Consider the following 25,665-nt stretch of genomic DNA (forward strand, 5'->3'; position numbering starts at 1 on the left):
TTATTTTATAGCTTCCAATGCAACTGCGTTTTCAAATCTTGAAGCTTCTTCCACCAACCGGAACATATCATCCGGACAGTCATTGAACCGGCATGTTCTGACCTGCCTGAACCCTGCCTGTTGTAAGATGCTGGTGAGTGAAGGGGTGTCCCACATGTACAAGTGTTCTCTGTTGCCAAGTGTCGTCTGTATGATGCCTTTGATACCACGTAGTCTTTGTTTTTTACCCAGCATCGTTTTCTCGAGGAACTTTGTATTAGCTTCTCTATCCTGATTGGACAGGTCCTGTACATATTCTCTGGCAGCGCTTTCCAGGTCCGGTACTACGCAACGGAAGTAACCGCCTGGTTTCAGGATACGGTAGGTGTTCCGTACAGCCAGTACACAATCTTCATATGCCAGATGTTCCAGTACATGAGAACAGTATACACCATCACAGGTATCTGCGGCTGTACCCGGCAGGTCTTTCAGAATGTCACCGAGTAGTACATCATCGGGAAAGGTCACATGCATCCTGTTCTTTAGCAGTCCGCCGATCAGTGGCAACTGCTGTATACGCAATGTGGGCGATGCATCGTAGTTTCTCCAGCCTTTGGGTGCTGAAAACGGACCACAACCATATTGGACATATAACTTACTCATGACTCATATTTTTAAAGAAGTAGGTATAATAGGTTTTTGCAAAAATGGCGTACCCTGCCTGCTCCATAAATTGACCCAGCTCACAGTTCTGCATATCTGACAACAGGAAAGGGTTGGATTCTACCAGGATATAGGTTGGTCTGTATTTCTCCCAGTTGTTAGAGCGTAATACGTCCATGTCCAGTCCTTCTGCATCGATGGTGAGAAAGTCTATCGGCTTGTTTGCCGGCAGATAATGATCGAGTATATCTGCCAGTGGCCATGTTTCTATTTTCTTTTCCCGTATTACCTGATATTTGGGGTCCTGTGTATATTCATCGATCTTATCCTGAGAGAAGGTATTCAGTGCAGGTTCATTGAAAATGTGATACGTGAGGTGTTGCCTGGTAGCCGAAACACCCATTTCCAGATTCACATCCCGTGGACGGTATTTATCGAACAGTGCCTTTGAACCAGGCATGGGATCGATATTGATACCTGTCCAGTTCATTTTATAGAACAGGTAAGTGTTGGACACACGGAACGGGTGATGTGCGCCCACATCCACGTATACGCCATTGGTCTTGTTATCGAAAATCCTTTTCAGAATAAGATCTTCTCCTTCAGAACTATAAGCCGGCGCCAGATAACGGATCTGCGGGGCAACTTTTGATGCCAGGGTCGCTATTATTTTTTTTACGCTCGTCATTTCGTCAGATACTTTTCACGGATTACTGTTAGAAAATTGTCAGCAAAGATTTTAAAGGCGTCGAACATATATCTGGCATCTGCAATGGCTTCCGCCGGGTATAGCATCTTTTGTATGATAGAGAAGAGCCTGCCTGTTTTGTCCAGTGCTACCAGTGTTGAGCAAACGGCCATATAGGACGCTACTGTGGCAATGGCGGCCCCTACGCCTCCCATGGATGGGATCAGCAGTATGTTGATCACAATGTTGACGATCAGTCCTGCAAAGCTGGCGTATAGATTGATCTTGTAAGCCCCTTCGATCAATTGGTACTGCATCAGGGCTGTACAGAGGAACACGGGTATATTCGCCCAGATGTGAATAGCCAGTATCACACCTGACTTCGGGTATTGTACACCATACAGCAACTGCGTCACTGGTGTGGCAATGAATGCCATCATCAGGGCGATCAGGGTACTGGTCCAGAAGGACAGCCGTAACCATCTTTCTATGGCCTGGACATATGCATCCATGTCAGTCTGTTTTTTGCTGATCAGACCAGGTAATAGTGCCGTTGCCAGCACCGTAGGTAATGCGTACCATAACTCGGATATCCTTGCGGCAGCGGCGTATTCTCCCAATTGTGCAGATGTGCCGAATGTATCCAGTAACAGCTGATCTGCTTTGAGATAAAGTAGTATCAGCAAGCCGGTAAACGTCAGAGGCCAGCTATGCAACAGCAGGTATTTGATTTCTGCAACATTAATAGCCGTCAGCAGCTGTTTGCCGCCCTTACGCAGATAGTTGATCAGTATAATAGAATAGGTCAGCAGCAGCTCAATGACCGTTAGCCAGAGAAACTGTATGAGTGTGCCATTCAGGTATACGAAAGCAATTTTTATGAAACAGAAGACAACAAACAGGACCATTTTGGGAATGATCACCTGTTGTACTTCATTTCTTGCCTGATAGTAATAGTCGAATACGTCGAAGCTCTGCAGTATCACAATCAGTCCCGTGATCAGTGTACAATAGATGTATACCGGAGAATAGCTTTTTGTTGCATATACGATCGCTGCACAGATCAGGTAGCATACCATTGCTCCGGCCAGACGTATCGCCAGGGTGGAGGCCACGATATTGTTTTCTCTCTCAGGAGACGACACTATTTCCTTGACAACGACCTTGTCCAGCCCGAATACGGCCAGGCTTCCCACAATAGTCGTCAATGCAAGGGCATAGTTCCATATACCAAATGCTTCAGGACCGACCTGGCGTGCTATCATCGCTGTTGTGATCAGGCCAATGAATAGCCTGGCCAGTTTGTCCGCCAGCAACCAGCCGCTATTTGTGAATATCTTATGCAATGCGTTGTCTCATTTTTTTAGCAAGAGATGACCATACCTTCGTTTTATCCGCATTCTCTGAATAAGAATAATGATCGTAGTAATAATATGGATAGAAGGAGTCCTGTTCGATACCATTGAAGATGACACCCGATTTACGGAAAAAGCTCTCCCTGATCGTCTCAGCCACTGCTGTCATCTTTGATTTTAAAGTGAAATTGTAGCGTACCATAAAGAGCGTACAGTCTACATAAGGTGCAAGACTCTTCGCATCCGACACAATACCGATCGGCGCTGTGTCAATCAGGATATAATCGTAACGCTGCTTCAGTATTTCCAGTAACTGTCGCATGCGGTTACTCTCAATCAGCTCCACCGGATTCGGAGGGATAGGGCCGGAAGAGATCATATCCAGATGATCAGTACCAGGTACTTTTTTGATCACTTCTTCCAGTGTTTTACTTTCCACGAGATAGCTTGTGATCCCTACCTGGTTGTCTAGTCCCAGAGACCTGGATAGCTTTGGTTTACGCAGGTCCAGCTCCAGCAGGATGGCCTTCTTGCCGTTCACGGTGAGGGCATTTCCGAGATGTGCTGTCATGAATGTCTTCCCTTCACCGGAAATGCTGGAAGTGATCATAATGGTGGCTGTACTATGGTGTTCATTCAGCAGAAAGCGCAGATTCGTACGCAGATTGAATATCTGTTCCAGTAATACCGACCGGTTATGTAGGGAAAGGTTTTTCTGTCCTTCCTCATCCTGGTAGATCTCAGCCATGACCGGTCTGCCGAATGCCTGTTCTATTTCTGCTTTATCCAGTACCTTATTGTTCAGGAAATATTTGATATAGATGTACACGGTACATAGCACCAGTGCAGCAGCCAGGAAGCTGACAAACACCAGCGTCTTTTTAGGTGATTCCGGTTTGCCAGGAATAAATGCCGGCGCCAGTACCTTATTATCTGTTACGTTACTGGCATAAGACACCGCAGCTTCCTCTTTCTTTTTTAACAGGTGCAGATAAAGGTTTTCTTTCACGCTCTGCTGTCTTTTCAGGTTAATGTATTCCCGCTCATATGCAGGGATATTTGCAATCTTTGCCTGAATCTGATTGACCTTCGCCTGCATCTGATTTTGCGCTACGCCGGCATTCCGTTTATAACCAGAAATGTAGTTTTTGATCGTGTTACGTGCATCAGCGATCTGTGCATCTGTGTTCTGTAAGATCATACTGCCGGGTTGCAGGGAGAGGGAAAGCCTTTTCTTTTCTCTTAGCAGCTCTTCATACCGGTTGATCATACCCGTCAGTGCCTGATCGACATTACCAAGAACAGGTGCAAACGGATAGTCAGTACCCGGATCATTGATATAGGACTCTACCTGATCGAATACTGATAACTGCATATTGGCATCGTTCAGTTTGAGGTCTGCGTCTTTCACCTGTTCCAGGGCCAGTTTGGAGCTGCCTTCTATGTCAGTGATGCCCCGTTGTACTTTGAACCGTTCTTCCTGTTTTTCCAGGAAACCCAGTTCATCTTTTAACGAGTCGATACGTACCGTCAGAAAGCGGATAGTCTTGAGTGCCACCCTGTTTTTATCGTCTAGTGTATATTCGTTGTAGGCATCTAATAATGCATTCAGGAAGTTGGCTGTGCGGGCAGCAATGCGGTCTTCATAACTCACCATGACAACTGTTGCATCCCGGTTAACCAGCGCCGTGCCGATATCTTCTATTTTTTTGTAAGCGAGTTGTTCTACAGAATCTACCTGTATGCGGTAGGTCTCATTCTCCGCACCAGGTATACCAGGATCGTAGGAGATGCTGAAACGGTCTTTACTTACCTGGAACGGATCGCCGGGATGTACAACGAACGCAATGTCCTCATCATTTGGATTGTCCACCCATTTGACAGTTAGCAAACCCTTTTCAGACGTAACATCAAACTTATAGTTACCCACTCGTCCGCTGTCACCCAGGAAATTCAGTCTCAGCGGGTTCCGGTCATAGATCTCTTCCTTACGTAGTGTCGCTTTGGTGAAATAGCGTACGTTAAACCGGTTTTCCCGGATCACTTTTTCAATAAGAATAGGTGACTTCAGTACTTCCATTTCATTTTCGATGTTCTTGCCATTGTTGAAAAGAGAAAGAGATTTAAGGAGATCACCTTCTTCGCCATTCTTCTTTTCATCTTTCAGATATAATTTGGCGGAAGACATATATCTGGGCTTGGCATATTTCAGATAGCTGAGTGCACCGGCGGTGGCGATCAGTATTACAATGAGGTACAACGGCCAGTGGAACAGCAGTTTCTTGAACAGGTCGCCCAGATCGATCAATGCGCTTTTATTATTATTCTCTTTATTGCGATTCATTTGATGTATCATTTAACGGAAACGATGACGATGGTGGTAATAAGCGAAAGAATGCCTATGGCTGCCGGTAAAAGCTGTACCAGTTTCGATGTGCCGAAAAGTTTGTTAGAGCCGGGCTTTACGTAGATGACGTCGTTGTTGTTGAGATAGTAGTAGGGCGAAGCCAGTGTTTTACCATCATTCAGGTTAAGAGAAACATATTGTTTTTCTCCGTTGATCTCACGTATGACCATAATGTCGTTGCGGATGGCGGTCGTATTCATATCGCCGGCCATACTCAGCGCATCCAGGATGGACGCTCTTTCTCCCGGTACCCTGTATGAACCCGGACGGGCGACATCGCCCAATACCGAGACCCTGAAATTGGTGATACGTGTAGATACATATGGGTTCCTGATCGTTTTGTTCAGTTCCTGTGTGACGATGTCATTGATCTCTGATGTGGTTTTTTCCCGCACGTAGACTTTTCCTATCAGCGGCAGATTGATAAATCCGGCGCTGTCTACGATATATCCCGGGTCCATACCATTACTTGTTAATGGAGAAGAACTGACAGCTGTCGGATTCAGGATAAGTGAAATGTCTTTGTCGATCGTGGTAATGGTGATTTGTAAGATGTCTCCTGGTTGTACTTTGAGAGATTGTAATCTGTTGGCCGCTTCTGTTCCGTTGATTTTTTCAAGGTCATTGAAATAGGTGATTTTTTTGGTGTTGACACAGCCAGCAAGTAAGACCGAGGCAATAACTAACAGTAAATGGATTCTAGCTATCATAATCGATTTTGATTAATAAAAACAAAGTTGATGACAGTTGTAAGATGCTATTGGCAATATGTATTACGTGGTAATCTGATTGTTGATCGTGGTAATGGGAACTGGCGCCGGCTTTTTAAGGAGCCGCTTTCTGAACAGTTCCTGGACGGGGAGCTCGAAGTAATAATGAGTAAGTATACTTAGTGGAATCAATACAGCATAGAACGTAAGTAATGTCAGCGTGGAATGAAATACCTCCCGGCTCAGTCCGAGTATATCTGCCATGATAAAGAAGGTCACCATCAGCGGGAAATGAAGCAGGTATAATGCGTAACTGGCATTTCCCAGTACAAGGGCCCATTTGATCTTCAGGCTGCCTCTGGTAGTTTCTGTCAGTGCCAGTGTTAGTATGGTAACAGGAGAGATGATGGTACGGAAGAATGTATTGCGTGACAGGTTGAACAATGCTGTGTGAAAGGTTTCATCCTTACCGGCCAGCAGCTTTTTCATAACCAGCATGGAGAACTCCCTGATGTAGGAGAACGCATATTCTGAAATCACCACCACCCACAACAGTACAGCTGTGATCGTAACGATCGTTGTAACCTGGCGAACGTTCTTCCTGGTTGTCATCCAGGCGTACAGGTAATAAGTAAGTCCGCCGAGGAAAAAGGAATAGATACCCTGTCCGATCATAGAATAGAAATATTGTATAATAGCCCCTGCTACCACAATACCTATGAGTAGTGCCTTATTGCGATGCAGTTTCTTCCATGCTATCAGGAAGAACAGCAGGTACAATAACAGCTCCACGGACACTGACCAGGAAGGACCATTAAAGCCGTTTAGTGCAGGTGTCTTTTCAAATCCCCAGCTATGAATGACCAGCAGATTAAGTACGAAGTGGTAGGTGTCATTGTTCTGGATGATAAAAGTATGTCCGTTCATACTGAACATGACGTACTGTATCAATACCAGAGAGATCAGAGTCACAACATGAACAGGATATAATCTCGTTAGTCTGTAACAGATGAAGTTATTAAAAGGTGTTTTCCTGTCTGCGATCTTATCGGAATAAAACCAGAAAAAAATAAATCCGGATAATAGAAAGAAGAGGTCCACGGCAAAGAATGCGTGGTGATAAAAAATTGATAGGTATGGAAATAATGGAAGGCCCAGTTCCTCGAGAGGTTTGGTTTGCAGTGTCTGGTCCTTGTAGAAATAGAACTGCCAGTGACACAGGACGACAATGAGCGCAGCAAAGCCTCTAATGGCATCCAGGCTGAAAAAGTATCTGGGAGACGAGGTATTGTTAGGAATCATGGAATGGCTATCAGATAGAACAATAAAATACCGTATAGCGGTTGGGGCACCACTATATGCAAGAGAGAATTTTGCAGATTTTATTGATTACGCATTCGCAGACTGAAGCAAGTTAAGTCAAAAATATCATATGCACAAAATTGCAAAAAAAAGATAAGCAGCCGGAACGACGCCCTCTCATAGTGACTATGCGCAGAAGAGATGCTAAAGTGAACATGTTAGAAATAGTTGCAAAATGAACAATATTTATATTATTTCTGTATTTATCAGTTGACATATTTTCGGAGATCGCTCCATTCACTTAACACATACCATGTTTTTAATGAAACGAATGAAGAAATTGGTTAATGTCTTACACCATTTTTTGTATACGACCAGGAAAGCCCAGCAAACAGATCTCTTATTGTTAGGAACCATGTTAGCCCGCCAGAACAGAGACCTGCCGGTACTTGATAATATCGCAGCTGCTGAATTCAAAGTGTTTTCCCAAACGGGTGATGATGGTATCATTCAATATCTAATTAATAAAGTACGCATCAATGAAACGTCTTTCGTTGAGTTTGGTGTTGAGAACTATGTTGAATCCAATACCCGTTTCCTGCTGAAGTATAATAACTGGTCTGGTGTTGTTATAGACGGATCGGAAAAGAGTATACGATATATTGAGTCAGATGATATTTACTACCAGCATGAGCTGAAAGCAGTCAGGGCGTTTATCACCAGAGACAATATCAATGAACTGATCGGTTCGCAGGGACTGAATGGAGAGATCGGTTTGCTTTCGGTTGATATAGATGGCAACGACTACTGGGTGTGGAAAGCGATCAGTGTAGTTGACCCCGTTATTGTAGTGGCGGAATATAATAGTGTGTTTGGTATTGAGCGAGCGATTACTGTACCTTATCAACCCGACTTTGTAAGGGAACATGCCCATTTCAGTCACCTGTATTTTGGCGCCTCTCTGAAAGCGCTGTGTACGCTGGCGGAAGAGAAAGGTTATGCATTCGTAGGATCCAATTCTATAGGTAATAATGCTTATTTTGTGAAGAAAGAACGTCTGGGTCCACTGAAAGTGCTGACGCCTGAAGAAGGTTATGTATATTCCCGTTTTCGTGAGAGCCGCGATAAAAAAGGTAACCTCAACTACCTGTCTGGTCATGAAAGGTACGAATGCATCAAAGGTATGCCTGTATACAATGTGGTAACAGGTATTACAGAACAACTATAACTTAACTCCACCCAAACAATCAACCAATGAATTTGTTCACAGACACCCTAAGGAAAGTCTATGTCTTCGTCTTTGCACGTAAAGCATTGTATTCTTTTAACTTGCTGCTATATAAATTAAGTATGCGCGGGCTTGGTATTATGAATCATGAAAATGATGATATCAGTGGTGAAAATGCTTTTGTAAAATTTATGCTGAATACCGGCAGATTTAACTCAGGCGTCATCCTTGACGTCGGGGCTAACATAGGTGGCTACTCCGTGATGCTGCGCAATAAAAAAGTATCCTTGCCTATTTATGCATTTGAACCTCATCCGGTAGCTTACAATAAACTGGAGGAAGCAGCGGGTATGCATCACTTCATTCCTGTGCAGAAAGGAGCAGGGGAAACGGCGCTGACCACCTACATCTACGACTATGTGGAGAACAAAGGGTCTGAACATGCGAGCATGTATAAAGAAGTGATTGCTGATTTCCGTAAGAGTGAAGTAGAGGAGATTCCTATTGACCTTACGACTATAGATGAGTTTATAGAAGATAACAGGCTCGCCAGGATAGCGCTCCTGAAAGTAGATACAGAGGGGAATGAGCTGAATGTGCTTAAAGGGGCGAGAAAGGCGATAGCGGATGGAATTATTAATGTGGTGCAGATAGAGTTTAATGAGATGAATGTGATATCGAGGACGTTCTTCAAGGATATTATTGATATACTGCCAGGGTATGATTTTTATAGGTTGTTACCTGACGGGCTGAAGGCGTTGGGCGAGTATAATGTGGCGGCGTTTGAGATTTTTGCGTTTCAGAATATAGTAGCTATAAGACGTTAGCTTACATCGCATTTTGTCACGGCAAAAATATCCTGGTTTATTAACACTGCTTTAAATTGTTGATAAATATATAGTTAGCTTCTGTGTGAGTCAGTTTGATAAAGTTATTTTTACCTGCGCAAAAAAACTGCGCATATAGTCCTGAATATTGCTGTATCATTATAAACTATAACACATGCATATGAACAGGATTAACGGTAACGACCTTTTAACGATCGGTTTTAATCAGGGTAAAATACTGGGCCTTGCATTAGAAGTACTTGAAAAAAACTACCAGGATACGGACCGTGAGACAGTCTTAACCATAATGAAAAATGTAGCGGAGAAACCAGAACTTTATCTCGACCATGAAATATTAGAAGATCTCGCTACTAAGATCATCGAAGACGCCAATGCGCCGAAAGATGATACTATCTCTCTGAATGAGACCGCCATGCCATTCAACATCTACGGACAGGAACATATAGACGAAGGCGCAGTACGCCAGATGGATACCGCCATGCGCTTACCTGTGACTGTCGCCGGTGCTTTAATGCCTGATGCCCACCAGGGTTATGGCCTGCCTATCGGGGGCGTGCTTGCAGCAAAGAATGCGGTGATCCCCTACGGTGTGGGTGTGGATATCGGATGTCGTATGGCGCTTTCTGTCTTCGATATTCCGGAGAGCCATTTTGTGAACAATGCTGATATCTATAAAAGAGAGCTGATCGATCATACACGTTTTGGTGCAGGACATGGCTTCGTGAGACACCAACGTGCCGAACACGCAGTATTGGAACGCAATGAATTTAACATGACCCAGTTCATTAAAACGCTGCAGGATAAAGCCTGGTCACAGCTCGGTACTTCCGGTGGAGGTAACCACTTCGTGGAATGGGGGATCATTGAGTTTGCGGAACGCGACGAGGTGCTGAATATTCCGGCGGGAAGATATGTAGCGTTGTTGTCTCATTCCGGTTCCCGCGGACTGGGCGCCACAATTGCAGGACATTATACCCGGCTGGCAAAAGACATCTGTAAACTGCCGAAAGAGGCCTCTAATCTTGCCTACCTGGATATGAACAGCAGCGAAGGACAGGAATACTGGCTGGCCATGAACCTGGCAGGCGACTACGCTTCTGCCTGTCATGAGATCATACATAACAAACTGACAAAAGCGATCGGCGGTCAGCTGCTGGCCAGAGTGGAAAACCACCACAACTTTGCCTGGAAGGAAACCTGGAATGGGGAAGACGTGATCGTACACCGTAAAGGTGCAACACCTGCTGGTAAAGGCGTAATGGGCATCATCCCAGGTTCTATGACGGCTCCGGGTTTCCTGGTGCGCGGTAAAGGACTGGAAGATGCTATTAACTCTGCCTCTCATGGCGCTGGCCGTCAGATGAGCCGTACACAGGCCATTAAAAGCATTTCTCACCAGGAGATGGACGCCATCCTGAAAGCAAATGGGGTGACACTGATCGGCGCCGGTCGTGATGAAGCACCGATGGCTTACAAGGACATTAATATGGTAATGGACGCCCAGAAAAAGCTGGTAGATGTGGTAGCGAAGTTCTCTCCGAAGATGGTGAGAATGGCAGATGATGGAAGTAAAGAAGACTAATAACAGCTGTGCCTGTTGGACTCAGCATGAGTTTTGAGATATAGTAGACAGTGTTCATGTTAATTCCATCAAATATGAAAAAGCAACAAGCACTGGTTAAAATCAAGGCATGCGCCGAACATGAGTGGTTTTATGTAGCACCGGGTGTATGGGGACTGCGCGACAGGATCGTAAACGTCTATTTCATACATGACCCCTCTACCAACCACTGGATACTGGTAGATACCGGTATGCGCGGCGCTGCTGCAAGGATCAAAAGAGTCGCAAGAGAATTGTTCTGGCCACAGGCCACCCCAGCCGCTATAGTATTGACACATGGTCATTTTGATCATATTGGCGCGGTAATGCAACTGGCTGATGAATGGGATGTACCCGTGTACGCCCATTATCTGGAAGCTCCCTATCTGACAGGACGTTCTTCCTATCCGCCTCCTGACCCGACAGCAGGCGGCGGATTATTTACCTGGCTTTCCTTTTTGTTTCCCAAAGGCCCCATTGATCTCGGCGGACGGTTACTTTTATTACCCGAACAGGGGAATATCCCCGGACTGGATGAATGGAAGTATATTCATACGCCCGGACATGCACCCGGTCATGTAAGTCTGTACAGGGAACAGGATGGTGTGCTCATCGCAGGAGATGCTTTTGTTACCACCCGTCAGGAGTCATTGACGTCAGTATGGAGGCAGGAACGCAGATTGAGTGGTCCTCCCCGTTATTTTACATATGACTGGGCACTGGCCGAAAGATCTGTTCAGTCCCTGGCCGCCTTACAACCGTCCATTGTAGCTACCGGTCACGGTCATCCGATGGAAGGGGAAGCCCTGGCCGCCCTCCAGGACCTGGCTAATAACTTCCAGGAGGAAGCCGTCCCACGCCATGGCCGCTATACCGGCGATCCGGCCGTAGCTGGTATTAGTGGGGTAGAGTATGTGCCGGCTACCAATAGTAAAAAGACTATATTAAAGGCAGTCGCCGTAGTAGCCCTGCTCGGTATAGGTGCACTGCTCGCCAGCGAAGTAAAGAAGCGATATAGTTAATAATAACTGGTTGAACATATAAGAGAATAGCTCCCGCCAGAGACGGGAGCTATTTCTTTTTTAAGGATGGGGTTCGGCTCATGGCCTGTTGAAAGAGAAACGATTACACCTGTGATTATATGATAAGTTTGCTATAATTGATATAATATTTATATTAGTCGGACAATTAGTGAACTGCTCCTCCTTATTCCACTTTACAAGTTCCGCCCCATAAAACACAGGGCGAAACCTGCGAAAGTGAAATTCCTGTCCGATGAGTAAGCAAGTTACTATAACATAATTAGTTAAGTAAGCGTAATACTGCGGAACATACTGCGTAGAACTACGGATATTTCTAAACAGTTATAACCCGTAACCGCCGCCCGCGTTCCTCGATAAATGACTACAACAGCACCCTCCAAAATGACCAGAATCAAACAGCTTATCGCGCAAAACAGGGAATACAGTGAAGCCGCACAGGCTCTCCTCATTATGGCAATGATATTGCTCGCAGCTTCTCTTCTGAAAAGCTAGCCGGAGCGATAAATTATATAACATCTGCCCGAAATTATATAACGGACCTTCCTTACACAGGACCTACCTTTGTAAGCATGAAGTCTAAGATGTCAATATCATTCCGGGCGCTGTTTCTGCTGACCGTATTCCTCCTGAATACGGCTACAGGATTTGCCTGTGCATTGACATCTGGACTGTTGACCAGTGATTCTCCTCACAGCCACCTCAAACCGGTTGCCCGTCACACACATCACTTACCTGAAAGGTCTGCTCATCATTGCTGTGGTGGTGACATGGTCACATTTGCCCTGCTGGATAAAACAAAGTCAGCAGGCGACGATCATACCTGGGTTCCTTTGCCCGTTATACTGCTTCCCGTCAGGTGGCTAACGGCGCCACCCGCATCATGGTCTGTTGTGCCTCATAGATACGTAAGTTTACATCAGTATCCGCCACCCACAGATATTCGTATCGCTATTCAGTCTTTTCTGATTTGATGTCGTGTGAATAAATAACCTGCTGCTGTAAGGCAGCAACGCTTTATTGCTCCATACTAAAATCAAATACAATGAAAAGTCCTATCATAGCTACTACCATATTACTTGCTACTTTCTCCGCGCAAGCGGCTAATCCGGCTTTGTCTAAATTGCTGTCCATTTATTTCGATGTAAAGAATGCACTGGTGAACAGTGATGCCGCTACAGCAAATACCAGGGCCGCCGAATTTGTAAAGGCGGTCAGCACGATCGATATGCCCTCGCTGTCCGCCGAAGAACGTGCTGCATTTATGCCTTTGCAGGATAAGCTGATTTCAGATGCCAATGCGATTGCCGGTACCACAGACGTGAAAGTGCAACGTGAAAAATTCAAATCTCTCTCCGATCACATCTTCACGCTCGCTAAAGCGGTTAAATTATCAGATGCACCGGTATACCAGCAATACTGCCCCATGCAGAAAAGCTACTGGCTCAGTAATGAAGCCGCAGTTAAAAATCCTTATTATGGTAAGCAAATGCTTACCTGTGGAAAAGTGACAGAAACGTTGAAATAAACAGCTGTAAACTATAACAGAATTATATGAAACGTTTACTGTTTACAGTAATGATCTTACTGTCGTATGCGGCTGCTTTCTCCCAGGCCCCCCGTACGGTGCGTTACGACCTGTATGTCAGTGATTCCATGATCCACCGTGATGGAAAGATGCTGCATGCAATGGTCATCAACGGCGGCATTCCCGCGCCTGTACTCACCTTTACAGAAGGTGATACTGCCGAGATCTATGTGCATAACAAGATGAATATGGAGACGTCCATTCACTGGCATGGACTTATTTTACCTAACCGGTATGATGGGGTGTCCTATCTGACTACAGCTCCTGTCAAAGCCGGAGAAACACATCTGTATAAATTTCCGCTTGTGCAGAATGGTACCTATTGGTACCATTCTCATACCATGTTCCAGGAACAGAGCGGCATGTATGGCGCTTTTATTATCAGAAAAAGAAAGGCGGCTCCGGAAAAAGAACATACGTTGCTGCTCAGCGACTGGACGAATGAGCGCCCCCACCAGGTGGACAGATCATTGCATACAGCCACTGACTGGTACGCGGTCAGAAAGAATAGCGTACAGAGTTATGCAGAAGCGATTAAAGCAGGACATTTCTCCACCAAGGTGACCAACGAATGGAAACGTATGCTGGCAATGGATGTCAGCGATGTATACTATGATCAGCTGCTGGCTAATGGTAAACCGGTGGACGTGCAGCCACAATTTAAGGCAGGTGATAAAGTCAGACTGCGTGTTGTCAATGGTAGCTCTTCTACTTATTTCTGGCTTACCTATGCCGGTGGAAAGATCACAGTCGTAGCCAATGATGGTATGGACGTAGTGCCTGTAACAGTGGATCGCCTCATTGTTGGTGTAGCGGAAACATATGATGTGCTGGTGGATGTTCCCTCCGACAGTAGTTATCAGTTCCTGGCCACGTCAGAAGACCGTACCCGCAGTACATCCGTGTTCTTAGGTGATGGTCCGCAGAAAAAGGCAGCTCCGCTACCGCGTCTTAAATACTTTGAAGGTATGAAGATGATGAATGGTATGATGAAGATGAATGGTCAGATGGATGCTATGGATATGGAAATGAGTTTACAGCAGATGGATATGAATGCCGTCATGTATGAAGAAGATCCCGGTGTGACCCTGAACTATGCGATGTTAAGATCACCCGTGGAAACAACCTTGCCCCCCGGACCGGTTAAGGAACTGCATTTTAATCTGACAGGTAATATGAACCGGTACGTCTGGACCATCAACAACAAAACAGTCTCTGAGTCAGATAAGATCCTGATTAAAAAAGGAGAGAATGTGCGTATCATTCTATACAATGGTACCATGATGCGCCACCCGATGCACCTGCATGGTCATTTCTTTCGTGTGCTGAATGAGAACGGCGCGTATTCACCGTTGAAGAACACGCTGGATATAATGCCGATGGAGACAGATACCATCGAGTTTGCGGCAACAGAAAGCGGTGACTGGTTTTTTCATTGTCACATACTCTATCATATGATGAGTGGTATGGGACGCATTTTCAGTTATGAAAATTCTCCTGCTAATCCCGAAATTCCTGATCCGCAGAAAGCTATTCGTAAGATCTATGCGGATGACCGTAAGATACATACAGCCGCAAGGATAGGTCTGGAAAGTAACAGCAGTGACGGTGAACTCACCTTTGCCAATACCCGTTACCGGTTACAAACAGAATGGCGTGTAGGCTATAATGCTGCAGATGGATATGAAACGGAAAGTCACTTCGGCCGTTATTTCGGACAGACGCAATGGCTGTTCCCTTATGTCGGATGGGATTTTCGTTACCGGCGTATGGATGGACCGGAGAAGAATGTATTTGGTCAGGTGAGTACGAAGAATCGTCGTAGCGTATTACACGCAGGCATCGAGTATACCTTACCAATGCTTGTAATCGCAGATGCTTCTGTTGATACGGATGGAAGGGTGCGCGTGCAGTTAAGCAGGGAAGATGTACCGCTGACAAGAAGACTGCGTTTTAATTTTATGGCTAATACAGACAAAGAATATATGGCCGGCTTCAGATATATTCTCACAAAATATATTGCTATTTCTGCACATTACGACAGCGACCTGGGTGTGGGAGCGGGTTTCACGATCACTTACTGATCCACAGTATACCTGTTTACAGATGTAGTACTTAAAAAAATAAACGGGTGTATGATTACACCCGTTACTACCTAAACCTACAACTGTTTATTACTGTAATTATATAGTTCTTTTTTTGTGGCACAAATGTAACACCTCAAAAGGGTATATGAAAAACCAATTTCCCGGTTTAATAAACCAATTTTTCCGGGCGTCCGGAACGAAATTTCATAATCGGAGAAATTGGCTAATTTATCCGTAAAATTGGCATTGACCAGTAGCGAATCCCGGCCTACTTTTGTGTCATCAGATTTATACAGCAGCTGCGATATAAAAGAAGAACAAAAGATTAACAGAAAAAGATTAAAACGAAAGACGATGAAAAAGTTTATTACGAATGGCGTTGCTACATTAGCATTATTATTAGCAGTTACAGTTGGCGTTAAGGCACAAGAGAAAGGCAAAAGTGAAGCACAGCGACCAGCATTTTCTTTGAGTGTTGGACCTGAAGCAGGCATACCGGTAGGAAGTTTCAATGACTATTATAAATGGTCTTTAGGCGGTTCCGTACAGGCAGATTATGCGATCCTCGGTAAGACATTATATGTAAACCTGAATACCGGTTTTACAAATGTTTTTGCAGATGATATTCCTGGTGTGGATGATGTTCAATGGATTCCCGTGAAAGCTGGTTTAAAGTATTATCCGTTCCAGCGCAATAATCTGTATGTACAGGGCCAGGCTGGTGTGAATTTTATCACCAATGGTCCGGTAGGCAACAAAACTGCATCCTTTACCTACACCCCACAGATCGGTTATCTGATCCCACTGGGCAAAGGTAACTATCTCGATGCAGCCGTTAAATACGATGGAAATTCAAGATTCGTTGATGGTGGCGGACGCGCTGACATACTTGCTGTCAGAGTAGCTTACACCTTCGGCTTATAATAAAGTACAATTTGCATAGGACATAATTGTTTAAGGGGTTTATAATCAAATGAAATAGGGCCTTTCGTCTGAAAGGCCCTAACTATTTTATACAAGACAAAAGTAAAGAAGATCAGGCTACTGATAATTTCTTAAAGTCAGACGGATTTTCATCCGCAAACTTTTTAAAGAACCTGCTGAAATGTGAGCTGGTATCAAAGTTCAGCTGATCAGAGATTTCCTTCACGCTCAGGGTCGAAGTGGTCAGCAGTAATTTCGCTTCAAGATATAACCGGCTGTGAATAATCTGCAAGGCGTTCTTGCCGGTTTCCTGTTTAACGATCTCGCTCAGATGCTTCGCAGAGATATGCAGCATGTCAGCATATTCCTGTACCGTTCTTTTATAAAGAAAATGCTCTTCCACCATATCACGAAAGTTGATGAAAGTAGCATACTGTCTCGTTAATTGATGATTCGGTCTGCTCTCCTGGCATTTTTCAAATGCGCGGTTCACCTCATACAGTAACTCTACCACCTGCAACCGTACTATCTGCAGGAAGAAGGGACTACCTTCCCGGTATTCGCGGTCTATTCTTTCGAATAATTGTTTTGTCTTCTGGAAATGTGGTTCTGACAGTGTGTATACCGGCGCACAGGAAGGATTCAGATCAATCAGCGGGTCAAGCGCGCTTTGTTTGATAAAGCTATCCGTGACAAACTCCTTCTGGAACATGACCATATATAGCAACAGGTCGTCTGATGCATTGTCAAAAGAAGTAGTATGTTTAGGCGATACGATGTGTAGTGATTTAGGTCCTACATCAAAAGTGAAGGAGCCGATCGTTTTCTGGCAGGTGCCACGTATGCAGAGAATAATGGCATAGTGATCGGTCCTGATAGGTGGACCGCTCTTTACGCTTCCCTCATTGCTCAGTACTGCAAAATTATTTGGGTGAAGCAGCTCATCATACTTATCCATCCCGAAGCTTTGTGTCACCTTTTTGTCAAGCGACAAATAGTAGCGTATCGTGGACGGAATATCGAATATTGGCAGGTTCGTGTTCATAATCAGGACGCAAAATTACGGTAAAAATTATGGAATGAACTCCGCAAGAACCGGGTTTATGTGTTAAACCTGAATGTCTACTTTTGTATTGTAAATGAAATAGATATGATTTCACAGGAACTGACTAATTATGAGCGGATCGCCAGGGCCATTGATTATCTGAAGGCAAACTTCAAAAGGCAGCCCTCCCTGGAGGAAGTAGCGGAGAATGTATACCTTAGTCCCTATCATTTTCAGCGCATGTTTACCGAGTGGGCAGGGGTAAGTCCCAAGAAATTTACCCAGTACCTGAGCGTGGAGTATGCCAAGGGACTCTTAAAAGAGAAGCAGGCCTCCCTTTTTGATACAGCATTGGAAACCGGATTGTCAGGAACAGGCCGGTTACATGACCTTTTTATGAAAATAGAGGGTATGACGCCCGGGGAGTATAAAAATGGAGGTGAGGCCCTTTCCATCAATTACAGCTTCGCAGAAAGCCCCTTTGGCCCGCTTATACTTGCTGCCACTCCAAAGGGACTGTGTTACCTGGCGTTCGGGGAAGACCGGGATCTCGCCTTCCGGCAATTGCAGGAGCAGTTCCCGAATGCCCGTTATCAGCAGCTGCTGGACATGATACAGCAGAATGCGTTGTATTTCTTCACCCAGGACTGGAGTACCCTGGAAAATGTCAAACTGCACCTCAAAGGTACGTCCTTTCAGCTGAAAGTCTGGGAGGCACTGTTGCAGATCCCCATGGGTGACCTGTCTACCTATGGTAAAGTGGCCGCTGCGGCGCAGGCTGACCGGGCTTATCAGGCCGTAGGTACCGCTATAGGGAATAATCCCGTCGCTTTCCTGATACCTTGTCACCGGGTGATCCGGTCCAATGGCGAACTAGGGGAATATCACTGGGGCAGTACCCGGAAAATGGCCATTATTGGCTGGGAGGCGGCCCGGCATGACCGTTCCTGAGAGGCCGCTTGGCCGTCGCTAGTTCGTCGCTTGTTCTACCCTTGTTCGTCCAGACTATCAAAAACCCCCTATAGGGGGCATTCAGGACAAAACCCGTTGTCAGCATCCGTCATTTTGCAGCTAATGGGTTATTTGTCCCATTAAACCCATACCGCACCTTCATTACACCCTTAATTCCCCCTTAATGAAGGGGACATATAAAGGTAATCCGGGTATTATAACCTTATAACGGATTTTCGGACAATTACTAACGCAAAAACGCTCACTTCCCCGACTTTTTTATCACCATTCCCTGTTATACCTGTATACCCCATGACTTACAAATGGCGGATTATTATAATCCCTTTTTTCGTGTGCGTAATGAATATTTCATATACATTTTAGCAGTATCTTTATTACAATTAATAAAAACCCGATATTACATTTGCGTAACAGAACCATGTAATATTTAACCCTTTAACAGTTCACTGAAAAACCTTGGAACGCCCAAATGACCCTGACTACATATACCATATATGCTCCTGAGGTGCAATCTGCTATTCGTATTGCGCAAGCCCTTGCAAAAGAACACCATCATGCACATTATACACCTGCCCATCTGCTACTGGCATGCCTGCACAAAGAGGTAGGGCTGACGCCGCAGTTGCAGGCCATGGATATAGACACCTATTATCTTGAAGAATGGGGAGAAGTAAGGCTGGATAGTGTTCCAAAAGCGGGACGTACGCCAGAAATACCGGAGGCAGATGAATATGCCGCCAATATTCTGCAGGAAGCCGATGCAGTAAGACTCGAATATGATCTGGACGCCGCGGATGCCTGGTGTGTACTGGTCGCATTAAGTACGCCTGGTGTCGGGTTCTCATTTGAACAGCTGAAGACATTTCCTTTGCAGCGGGCACAGTTGCTCACGCATTTCAATAAGAAAGAAACTAATGGCACAACGCCCCGCACGACGGTAGTCACCGGGAAAAGTGTTGCGCAGAAATATATCTATAAGCTCACCGATCCGCAGCGACTGCAAACAAAACATCCGCTGGCGGGGCGTGATGCAGAGGTGCGTACCATGATGGAAATACTGACGCGTAAAGGGCGGTCCAGTATACTTATTACCGGAGAGGGTGGTGTGGGAAAAACATCCCTGGCGGATGCACTGGCAATGGCTATCGTGAATAAGCAGGCGCCTTTGCAGTTGCAGCAGACCGATATCTATGCATTAGACTATGGTGCATTCATTGCAGGTGCTGCATATAAGAATGAGCTGGAAGACAGATTACAGCAGATCATTGCGCAACTGCAGGATGCCGGCCGGCATGTACTGTTCATAGACAATCTCCATACATTGCTGGATAAACAACCTGGTTCTGCCGGCGGGATTGGCAATGTGATCAAAGCAGCCATGAACAAAGGCGATATCATGCTCATTGCTACCAGCACGCCCGAAGGTTTTCGTAAACTGATAGAACCTGATGGCCTGTTACGTCATTGCTTTGAAGTGATCCAGCTGGCTGAACCGGATGAGACCACTGCTGCCCGCATGATACAGGCGGTCATGCCTGATTATGAGGGTTACTACAACCTGAAAATAGCACCGGAAGTCATCAGCGAAGCGATCAGGTTATCGCGTCGCTATCTGAAGGAACGTAGTTTGCCTGACAGCGCTGTGAATCTCTTAGACCGCACACTGGCAGCCATCCGTACTACACAGGATACCGGAAAGATCGTACTAGAGGATCTGAAAATAAAGCTGGCAGCCGCAGGCGATAACAGGGAAGAACTCCTGTGGTGGTACCAGCAATGTATGCAGCGTTTCAGCGCCCTGGTAACGACCAGACTACAGCTTGAACAAGACGTCTATAAAACAGAAGATATTAGTGTACTGAAGGAGATCCTGCACGATATTGTCGCGCAACTGGAACCGCTGATAGCCACACAGCACACCGCAATGACCGGTATTGACCTGGCTACGATGATCGCTGAAAGTACGGGTATTCCGCTGGGTAAGATACAGTCGGGAGAACGGGAACGGCTGGTGAATATGGACGTCGAATTGAGGAAGAGAGTAGTAGGGCAGGACCATGCCCTCAAAACCGTCGCGGAGGCGATCCTGGAATCGCGCTCCGGTCTCAGTCGTCCGGGCCAGCCAATAGGCTCATTTTTCTTCCTGGGGCCGACAGGTACCGGGAAAACGGAGCTGGCGAAATCTTTGGCAGACTTCTTGTTCCAGGATGAACGGAGCATGATCAGATTTGACATGTCCGAATTTAAAGAAGAACACTCGGCGGCATTACTATATGGCGCTCCGCCGGGCTACGTGGGATATGAAGAAGGGGGCCTGCTGGTTAACAAGATCCGCCAGCAACCCTATTCCGTTGTTTTGTTTGACGAAATAGAAAAAGCGCATCCATCAGTATTTGATATTTTCCTGCAGATAATGGACGAAGGTAAATTGCATGACCGCCTGGGTAAGACCGGCGATTTTTCAAATGCCCTGGTCCTCTTTACCTCCAATATCGGGAGTGATGTGATAGCCCAGTCATTCAGACAGGGTATTATTCCCGCCTCACAACAGCTGATGGAGATCATGTCCAGGCATTTCAGGCCCGAGTTCCTGGGCAGGCTCACAGAGATCGTACCCTTTGGCCCTATTCAGCAGGAGAATGTAGTGAAGATATTTGATATTCATCTGAAGCATCTGTTGCAGTTATTAGCCCAGCAACAGATCACCCTGGACGTTTCTGTCGCCGCAAGAGAACAGCTGGCGGCAGAGGGATATTCGCCGTTATATGGCGCCCGTCCATTGAAAGAAGTGATCCGGAGCAGACTCAGAAAGCCCTTGTCACGTATGATCATAGAAGGAAGTCTGCTACCCCACATGACCGTTAAACTGGATGTTGACGCGCAGGGTATGCTGCAATGGCAAACCAGTGCGCAGGAAGATCGGACGAAATAGCGTAAGACCATAGACCATAGAACATTTATTGTTGTAAAAACCAATTGATATGAATGACAATTACGGGATTGGCGGTAATGAGGTGAAACTCGACGCCAATGAAGCCATTGTTGAGATCTCTCATAACCGGACCCTGTTTGCTGAAAAGTTGACCCAGCAAACGCCAGTAAAACCGGAAATCGTGCAGGGACTTACCACTGTAGAAGGAGTATTTGAACATTACAAACCTGCTGTGAACATGCTCTTCCATGATGCAGAAGGACGTACCGTTCCGGAGAACCTGGAATTTCACAACCTCGGTGATTTTGGAGTGAAAGGCATCACCGCACAGAGTCCTTTCCTGAATAATCTTGCTACTGAACAGGAACAGTACCTGAAGATCATGAAGCACCTCAAAACAAATAAAGTGCTGAAAGCCGCTCTTGCTGATCCAGCTGCCCGGCAGTCATTGCTGGAGTCTATCCGGTCGCTGGTGGCAGATCTGAATAATAAGTGAAAGTAGCGTGAAGTGTGTTAACGATCATACTTCTACTGCTTCTTCATATAAGCGAATTAGTATTGTTTGAATTAAGTATAGTAATGAGCTGATCATATTTTTGTCCTGCATTCTCATTCCGATAGCAGGTCAATCTTATGATGATGGATAGCTGAATCGCTGCTAACTGGCACTTAATTCTCAATTCCCGATTCTTCATTCCTAATTCCTAATTACATCAAAATGTCTGATCTACAGAAACAGCAGGAGCAGCAAGAGCAGCTGCAAAATGCCCCCGCACAACAGACGGCTGCTTCGCTGCAGGAGAATATAGATATACTCGCTAAATATGGTGGATTTGATCTGCTGGAAGGCGCTATTGAAGGCGTACAGAACCTTAACCCCGATCGTAAGGCCCGCCGTAACATCTTCCTGACAGAAAGTACCAAAAAAGGGGAGCGTGAAAAACTGAAGAAAACACTTGAACTCTGGGAGAAAGTCCTCACGGAAGCTCAGGATCTGCCTGATATGGTCAGTTATTGTACTGAACATTCGGAACAGGCCGAAAGAGTGCTGAATAATAACCTGAGTGAGGCGGTGGAAGCGACGCGTGAACTGGAACAATCCTACCGGAATGTGGCGCTGTTCTTTAAGAATACGGAGTCTGATAAGGTGAAGAATGTTGCTTTTATCAACGTGGAACTTGACCAGCTGAAAGACCTGGACAACACCCGTTTTATTGATCATATTCATCAGGAAATCGTCAGCGCATACGATCGTCTGGACCTGCGTGATAACTATAGTCTGCTGGTAATACCTGGTTATCTCGGTTCTAATAAAGTATTAGAGAAATGGGCAAAGATCGCTTATGAAAATAAGGTGATGCTGGTGACTGACTTTTCTCATCTCGATGCGCCAGATGATGTACTGGAGATGTTTGAACTGGCTAATCTTACTGGTGGTGAAATACATCGTTCCAATGTGATCATGACGTGTAACTGGCTGGTAGGCCGGGGCAAGTTTGATGAGATCAACGAGCAGGATCATCTGTACGTTCCTCCGTCCGGCGCGCTGGCTGGCAAGATCTATAAAACACTGATGTCACAGGTCACTGCCGGTAAGAAATTCGGTGGTATGAATGAAGTGGACGGTGTGAAATTTGAACTGAAGAAAAGTGAAATTGCCAGTCTGGAGAAAATGGGTCTTATCCCAATGGTGAAAGAATATGGCAAGGTGATGGCCTTCAGTGCAAAGACCTTGTTCAACGGCGATAACATCGGTTTACAGACTTACTCCGTCGTACGTGTATTTGACTACGTGACCAAGGTGCTGATGGACTTCCTGAACCGTCGCGCCTTCGAGAACTTCAATGCCAACACCCGTAAAGACCTGATGAAGCAGATCATCCGCTTCCTGGATAGCATCACCGGTCCGGATAAACTGATAGAAGACTTTAACGTCCGCAGGTTCGAACAGGATCCTGTACAGAAAGATCGTATCCACCTCAATATTCACCTGAAACCGTACTTTCCTGCCAAGAACTTCCTGATCAAAATGGAAGGTCATAAGGGAGAGGATGCGACTGACTGGGATACTGAATATGAGCAGGATAAATCCTGATATTAAAACAAGTGAGCTGCCGGTCCATTGAACGTCAGCTCACTGTTTTCATCACATAAAAAATTCAAGAAAGGAAAAGATTATCAGATGAAGTATGTCTTAACAGGCGCCTTCTGTTTTTTATTGACCTGGTGTACGGCACTGGGGCAATCTCAGACAGATAGCATTATTACAACGAAAGGCGCTGTCACCCTTATTACCTGTGGATCAGCAATTACTACTTTCCAGATCGGAGATGGCAAGAACGCTGACTATGATTACCGCATTGTAGATGGTAATGTGGTATTTATCCGGCCAATAGTGTCCAATCCCAGAGCGACTAATCTCGTGATCCGTGAAGGAGATAATATCCATTACCTGATACTGGCATTCAGGGACAAGGCAGAACTGACCAGGCTGAAATACACACTATCTTCCGGCAGTTCCGTCAGGAGTACAGGAGGGCAGCCTGTCAGTGCCGGTAACACGACCGGATCTGCTGCGTCAGCAGGAGGAAGTGATGGGAATGATCCGGAAGAAAGCGAATACACGGCTGCCGCAGCTGGTATCGATACGGTGACGGTGGGTAGTATTGCAGAAGACTTTCGTAAACAGCGCAGGGGCGGTCATCAGTATGAAACCACAGCCGATGGCATTACCATCAGCTTCTCTCAGGCTATGAGCCTTAACAATCTGGCCTACTGGGGTTTTCATATCAGGAATCGTTCCGGCGAACCATTTATTGTCGGTAAAGTGACATTGATGCACAAGACAAAAGCCGATACTGCTGCTCTTTTCACCATGCCGGTATTATACCGGAAAGGCGCAGGTGCTATTGCCGGTAAAGCGGATGAGTCACTGGTATATATCACTGCCGTACGTAACTTCAAAAAGGGCGATGAGATCATCATCGTGATGTACAACAAGGCTAATCAGAACCAGGTGGTATTATACACGCCGGCGAGTGCCTTGCCGAAATACATGATCAGTAAATAACACGTGCCATCGTGCGTACCCGTTTTAACATATTGTTTACCTGTTGTCTTTGTATCCTTACATTGACAGCCACTGCGCAGCAGGTGAACTTCTGCGGAGAGATGGTGCCGATGGAGCGGGACTTTGTCTCCTACAAGCTGATGGACGTCATCAAGGGGCACCTGAAGTACCGCAATTTCCTGCCGGTACTGAAGGCAAAAACAGATCTCTATTTTCCGATGATCGTTCCCATCCTGCATCAGTATAATATACCTGAAGACTTTAAATATCTTCCTGTAGTGGAGAGTGGCTTTACAAATGCCACCTCTGCTGTGGGGGCACAGGGCGTGTGGCAGTTCATGCCTGCAACAGCGGCTGCCATGGGGCTTGAAGTGAGATATGACAATGATGAACGTAACCATCTGTTAAAATCAACACATGCCGCCTGCCGTTACCTGCAGCAGTTGTATCGTCAGCTGCATTCATGGACACTGGCGGCGGCCGCCTACAACGCCGGAGCCGGTAATATCTCACGTAATATGAAGAAGCAGGGTAGTAGCGATTATTATCAGCTGGTGCTGAATAATGAAACTGCCCAGTACATTTACAAGATCATTGCGATCAAGCAGCTGTTTGAAAGTCCTGAAATCTATATTCCGGGATTTGGTTACAATGTATTCAATAAGTCTACAGCGAATATGTCAGTATTTTCCACGCCTTCCCCGGGTATCCGTCCGCCTGAGATACCCAAAACACCCGAACCGGCAGCCAGGGATTTTAAGTCAATCCGTATTACGGTCGATACCAAACCGGGACGTAGGGCGCCTGTTACTGCATCGGTATTTGCTGCACGGTTACAGCGGAATAAGTCATTTGAGGACGGACAGCTGGTGAGCGTTTTGTTACTGGATGATCTGCAGGCCAACGGGGTGTATATACGCAGGAATACGCAGTTGTCGGGGAGAGGATGGATGGTGAGTGACCGGATCTATGTAGACCTGGGTTTTGGCAATACGATCACGTTGTGCGATGCGGGAGGGAAGAAGGGGGTGCCAGCGGCGGCATTGAAGGAAGGGGAGGACGTACGGTTGATGAAGATTTAGTCCCCGAGTATTTTAAATATAAGCGTATAAATACCGATCAGCTTTGTTTTAGAGTCCTTCTGAATTGCTTATCTTAGTCCGGGTTTCACATTTTTTATTCACTCATATAAATGGGTATCTTTGCACCTATGGGAGCATCCCATTG

At 45.8% G+C, this 25,665-nt stretch carries 21 protein-coding genes; 14 read left to right on the top strand and 7 right to left on the bottom strand.

Features of this window, described 5'->3' with window-relative positions; all coding sequences use genetic code 11:
- From GWR21_RS26695 to GWR21_RS26720, 6 genes are all read right to left on the bottom strand, one after another.
- Complete coding sequence (locus tag GWR21_RS26695) at window positions 1–642, bottom strand: class I SAM-dependent methyltransferase (protein WP_162334763.1); 642 nt, start codon at window positions 640–642, stop codon at window positions 1–3.
- Window positions 635–1,330, bottom strand: coding sequence for an FkbM family methyltransferase (locus GWR21_RS26700; protein WP_162334764.1), 696 nt, complete (start codon window positions 1,328–1,330; stop codon window positions 635–637). Before GWR21_RS26700 ends, GWR21_RS26695 begins: the two co-directional genes overlap by 8 nt.
- Entirely contained in the window at window positions 1,327–2,676 is a 1,350-nt protein-coding gene (locus GWR21_RS26705; protein ID WP_162334765.1) for a flippase, read from the bottom strand. Before GWR21_RS26705 ends, GWR21_RS26700 begins: the two co-directional genes overlap by 4 nt.
- On the bottom strand, window positions 2,669–5,029 hold the full coding sequence (locus tag GWR21_RS26710) for a GumC family protein (RefSeq protein WP_162334766.1): 2,361 nt from the start codon (window positions 5,027–5,029) through the stop codon (window positions 2,669–2,671). Before GWR21_RS26710 ends, GWR21_RS26705 begins: the two co-directional genes overlap by 8 nt.
- Window positions 5,030–5,037: 8 nt before the next feature.
- The gene (locus GWR21_RS26715; RefSeq protein ID WP_162334767.1) at window positions 5,038–5,802 is read right to left on the bottom strand and encodes a polysaccharide biosynthesis/export family protein; all 765 of its coding nucleotides are present in this window, start codon (window positions 5,800–5,802) and stop codon (window positions 5,038–5,040) included.
- A 63-nt stretch (window positions 5,803–5,865) separates the two neighbouring features.
- A complete protein-coding gene (locus GWR21_RS26720; protein WP_162334768.1) occupies window positions 5,866–7,104 on the bottom strand; it encodes an acyltransferase family protein in 1,239 nt (412 codons plus the stop codon).
- Between the two features lie 331 nt (window positions 7,105–7,435).
- Between GWR21_RS26720 and GWR21_RS26725 the strand changes: the two genes are divergently transcribed.
- The 8 genes from GWR21_RS26725 to GWR21_RS26760 all read left to right on the top strand — a co-directional run bounded on the left by GWR21_RS26725 (window position 7,436) and on the right by GWR21_RS26760 (window position 16,419).
- The gene (locus GWR21_RS26725; RefSeq protein WP_162334769.1) at window positions 7,436–8,332 is read left to right on the top strand and encodes a hypothetical protein; all 897 of its coding nucleotides are present in this window, start codon (window positions 7,436–7,438) and stop codon (window positions 8,330–8,332) included.
- Window positions 8,333–8,358: 26 nt separating this feature from the next.
- Window positions 8,359–9,159, top strand: coding sequence for an FkbM family methyltransferase (locus tag GWR21_RS26730; RefSeq protein ID WP_162334770.1), 801 nt, complete (start codon window positions 8,359–8,361; stop codon window positions 9,157–9,159).
- Between the two features lie 181 nt (window positions 9,160–9,340).
- A complete protein-coding gene (locus tag GWR21_RS26735; protein WP_238430028.1) occupies window positions 9,341–10,762 on the top strand; it encodes an RtcB family protein in 1,422 nt (473 codons plus the stop codon).
- Window positions 10,763–10,836: 74 nt separating this feature from the next.
- A complete protein-coding gene (locus GWR21_RS26740; RefSeq protein ID WP_162334772.1) occupies window positions 10,837–11,802 on the top strand; it encodes an MBL fold metallo-hydrolase in 966 nt (321 codons plus the stop codon).
- Between the two features lie 590 nt (window positions 11,803–12,392).
- Window positions 12,393–12,794 (top strand): hypothetical protein, encoded by a 402-nt coding sequence (locus GWR21_RS26745; RefSeq protein WP_162334773.1) that lies wholly within the window; start codon window positions 12,393–12,395, stop codon window positions 12,792–12,794.
- Between the two features lie 71 nt (window positions 12,795–12,865).
- Complete coding sequence (locus tag GWR21_RS26750; protein WP_162334774.1) at window positions 12,866–13,348, top strand: DUF3347 domain-containing protein; 483 nt, start codon at window positions 12,866–12,868, stop codon at window positions 13,346–13,348.
- Between the two features lie 26 nt (window positions 13,349–13,374).
- The gene (locus GWR21_RS26755; protein ID WP_162334775.1) at window positions 13,375–15,492 is read left to right on the top strand and encodes a multicopper oxidase family protein; all 2,118 of its coding nucleotides are present in this window, start codon (window positions 13,375–13,377) and stop codon (window positions 15,490–15,492) included.
- Between the two features lie 357 nt (window positions 15,493–15,849).
- Complete coding sequence (locus GWR21_RS26760) at window positions 15,850–16,419, top strand: hypothetical protein (RefSeq protein WP_162334776.1); 570 nt, start codon at window positions 15,850–15,852, stop codon at window positions 16,417–16,419.
- Between the two features lie 112 nt (window positions 16,420–16,531).
- Here the strand turns inward: GWR21_RS26760 and GWR21_RS26765 are convergent, their stop codons facing one another.
- The gene (locus tag GWR21_RS26765; protein ID WP_162334777.1) at window positions 16,532–17,464 is read right to left on the bottom strand and encodes a helix-turn-helix domain-containing protein; all 933 of its coding nucleotides are present in this window, start codon (window positions 17,462–17,464) and stop codon (window positions 16,532–16,534) included.
- A gap of 105 nt (window positions 17,465–17,569) precedes the next feature.
- Between GWR21_RS26765 and GWR21_RS26770 the strand changes: the two genes are divergently transcribed.
- The 6 genes from GWR21_RS26770 (at window position 17,570) to GWR21_RS26795 (ending at window position 25,520) form a co-directional block, all read left to right on the top strand.
- Entirely contained in the window at window positions 17,570–18,415 is an 846-nt protein-coding gene (locus tag GWR21_RS26770) for a methylated-DNA--[protein]-cysteine S-methyltransferase (protein ID WP_162334778.1), read from the top strand.
- A gap of 490 nt (window positions 18,416–18,905) precedes the next feature.
- On the top strand, window positions 18,906–21,368 hold the full coding sequence (locus GWR21_RS26775; protein ID WP_162334779.1) for an AAA family ATPase: 2,463 nt from the start codon (window positions 18,906–18,908) through the stop codon (window positions 21,366–21,368).
- A 49-nt stretch (window positions 21,369–21,417) separates the two neighbouring features.
- Window positions 21,418–21,864 (top strand): hypothetical protein, encoded by a 447-nt coding sequence (locus GWR21_RS26780; protein WP_162334780.1) that lies wholly within the window; start codon window positions 21,418–21,420, stop codon window positions 21,862–21,864.
- 222 nt (window positions 21,865–22,086) lie between these two features.
- Complete coding sequence (locus GWR21_RS26785; RefSeq protein ID WP_162334781.1) at window positions 22,087–23,463, top strand: DUF5458 family protein; 1,377 nt, start codon at window positions 22,087–22,089, stop codon at window positions 23,461–23,463.
- Between the two features lie 87 nt (window positions 23,464–23,550).
- A complete protein-coding gene (locus tag GWR21_RS26790) occupies window positions 23,551–24,438 on the top strand; it encodes a hypothetical protein (protein WP_162334782.1) in 888 nt (295 codons plus the stop codon).
- Window positions 24,439–24,449: 11 nt separating this feature from the next.
- Window positions 24,450–25,520 carry a lytic transglycosylase domain-containing protein gene (locus GWR21_RS26795; protein WP_162334783.1) on the top strand — a complete coding sequence of 357 codons (1,071 nt, stop codon included), beginning with the start codon at window positions 24,450–24,452 and terminating at the stop codon, window positions 25,518–25,520.
- Window positions 25,521–25,665 lie beyond the last annotated feature (145 nt).

This window comes from Chitinophaga agri, assembly GCF_010093065.1.
Lineage (GTDB): Bacteria > Bacteroidota > Bacteroidia > Chitinophagales > Chitinophagaceae > Chitinophaga > Chitinophaga agri.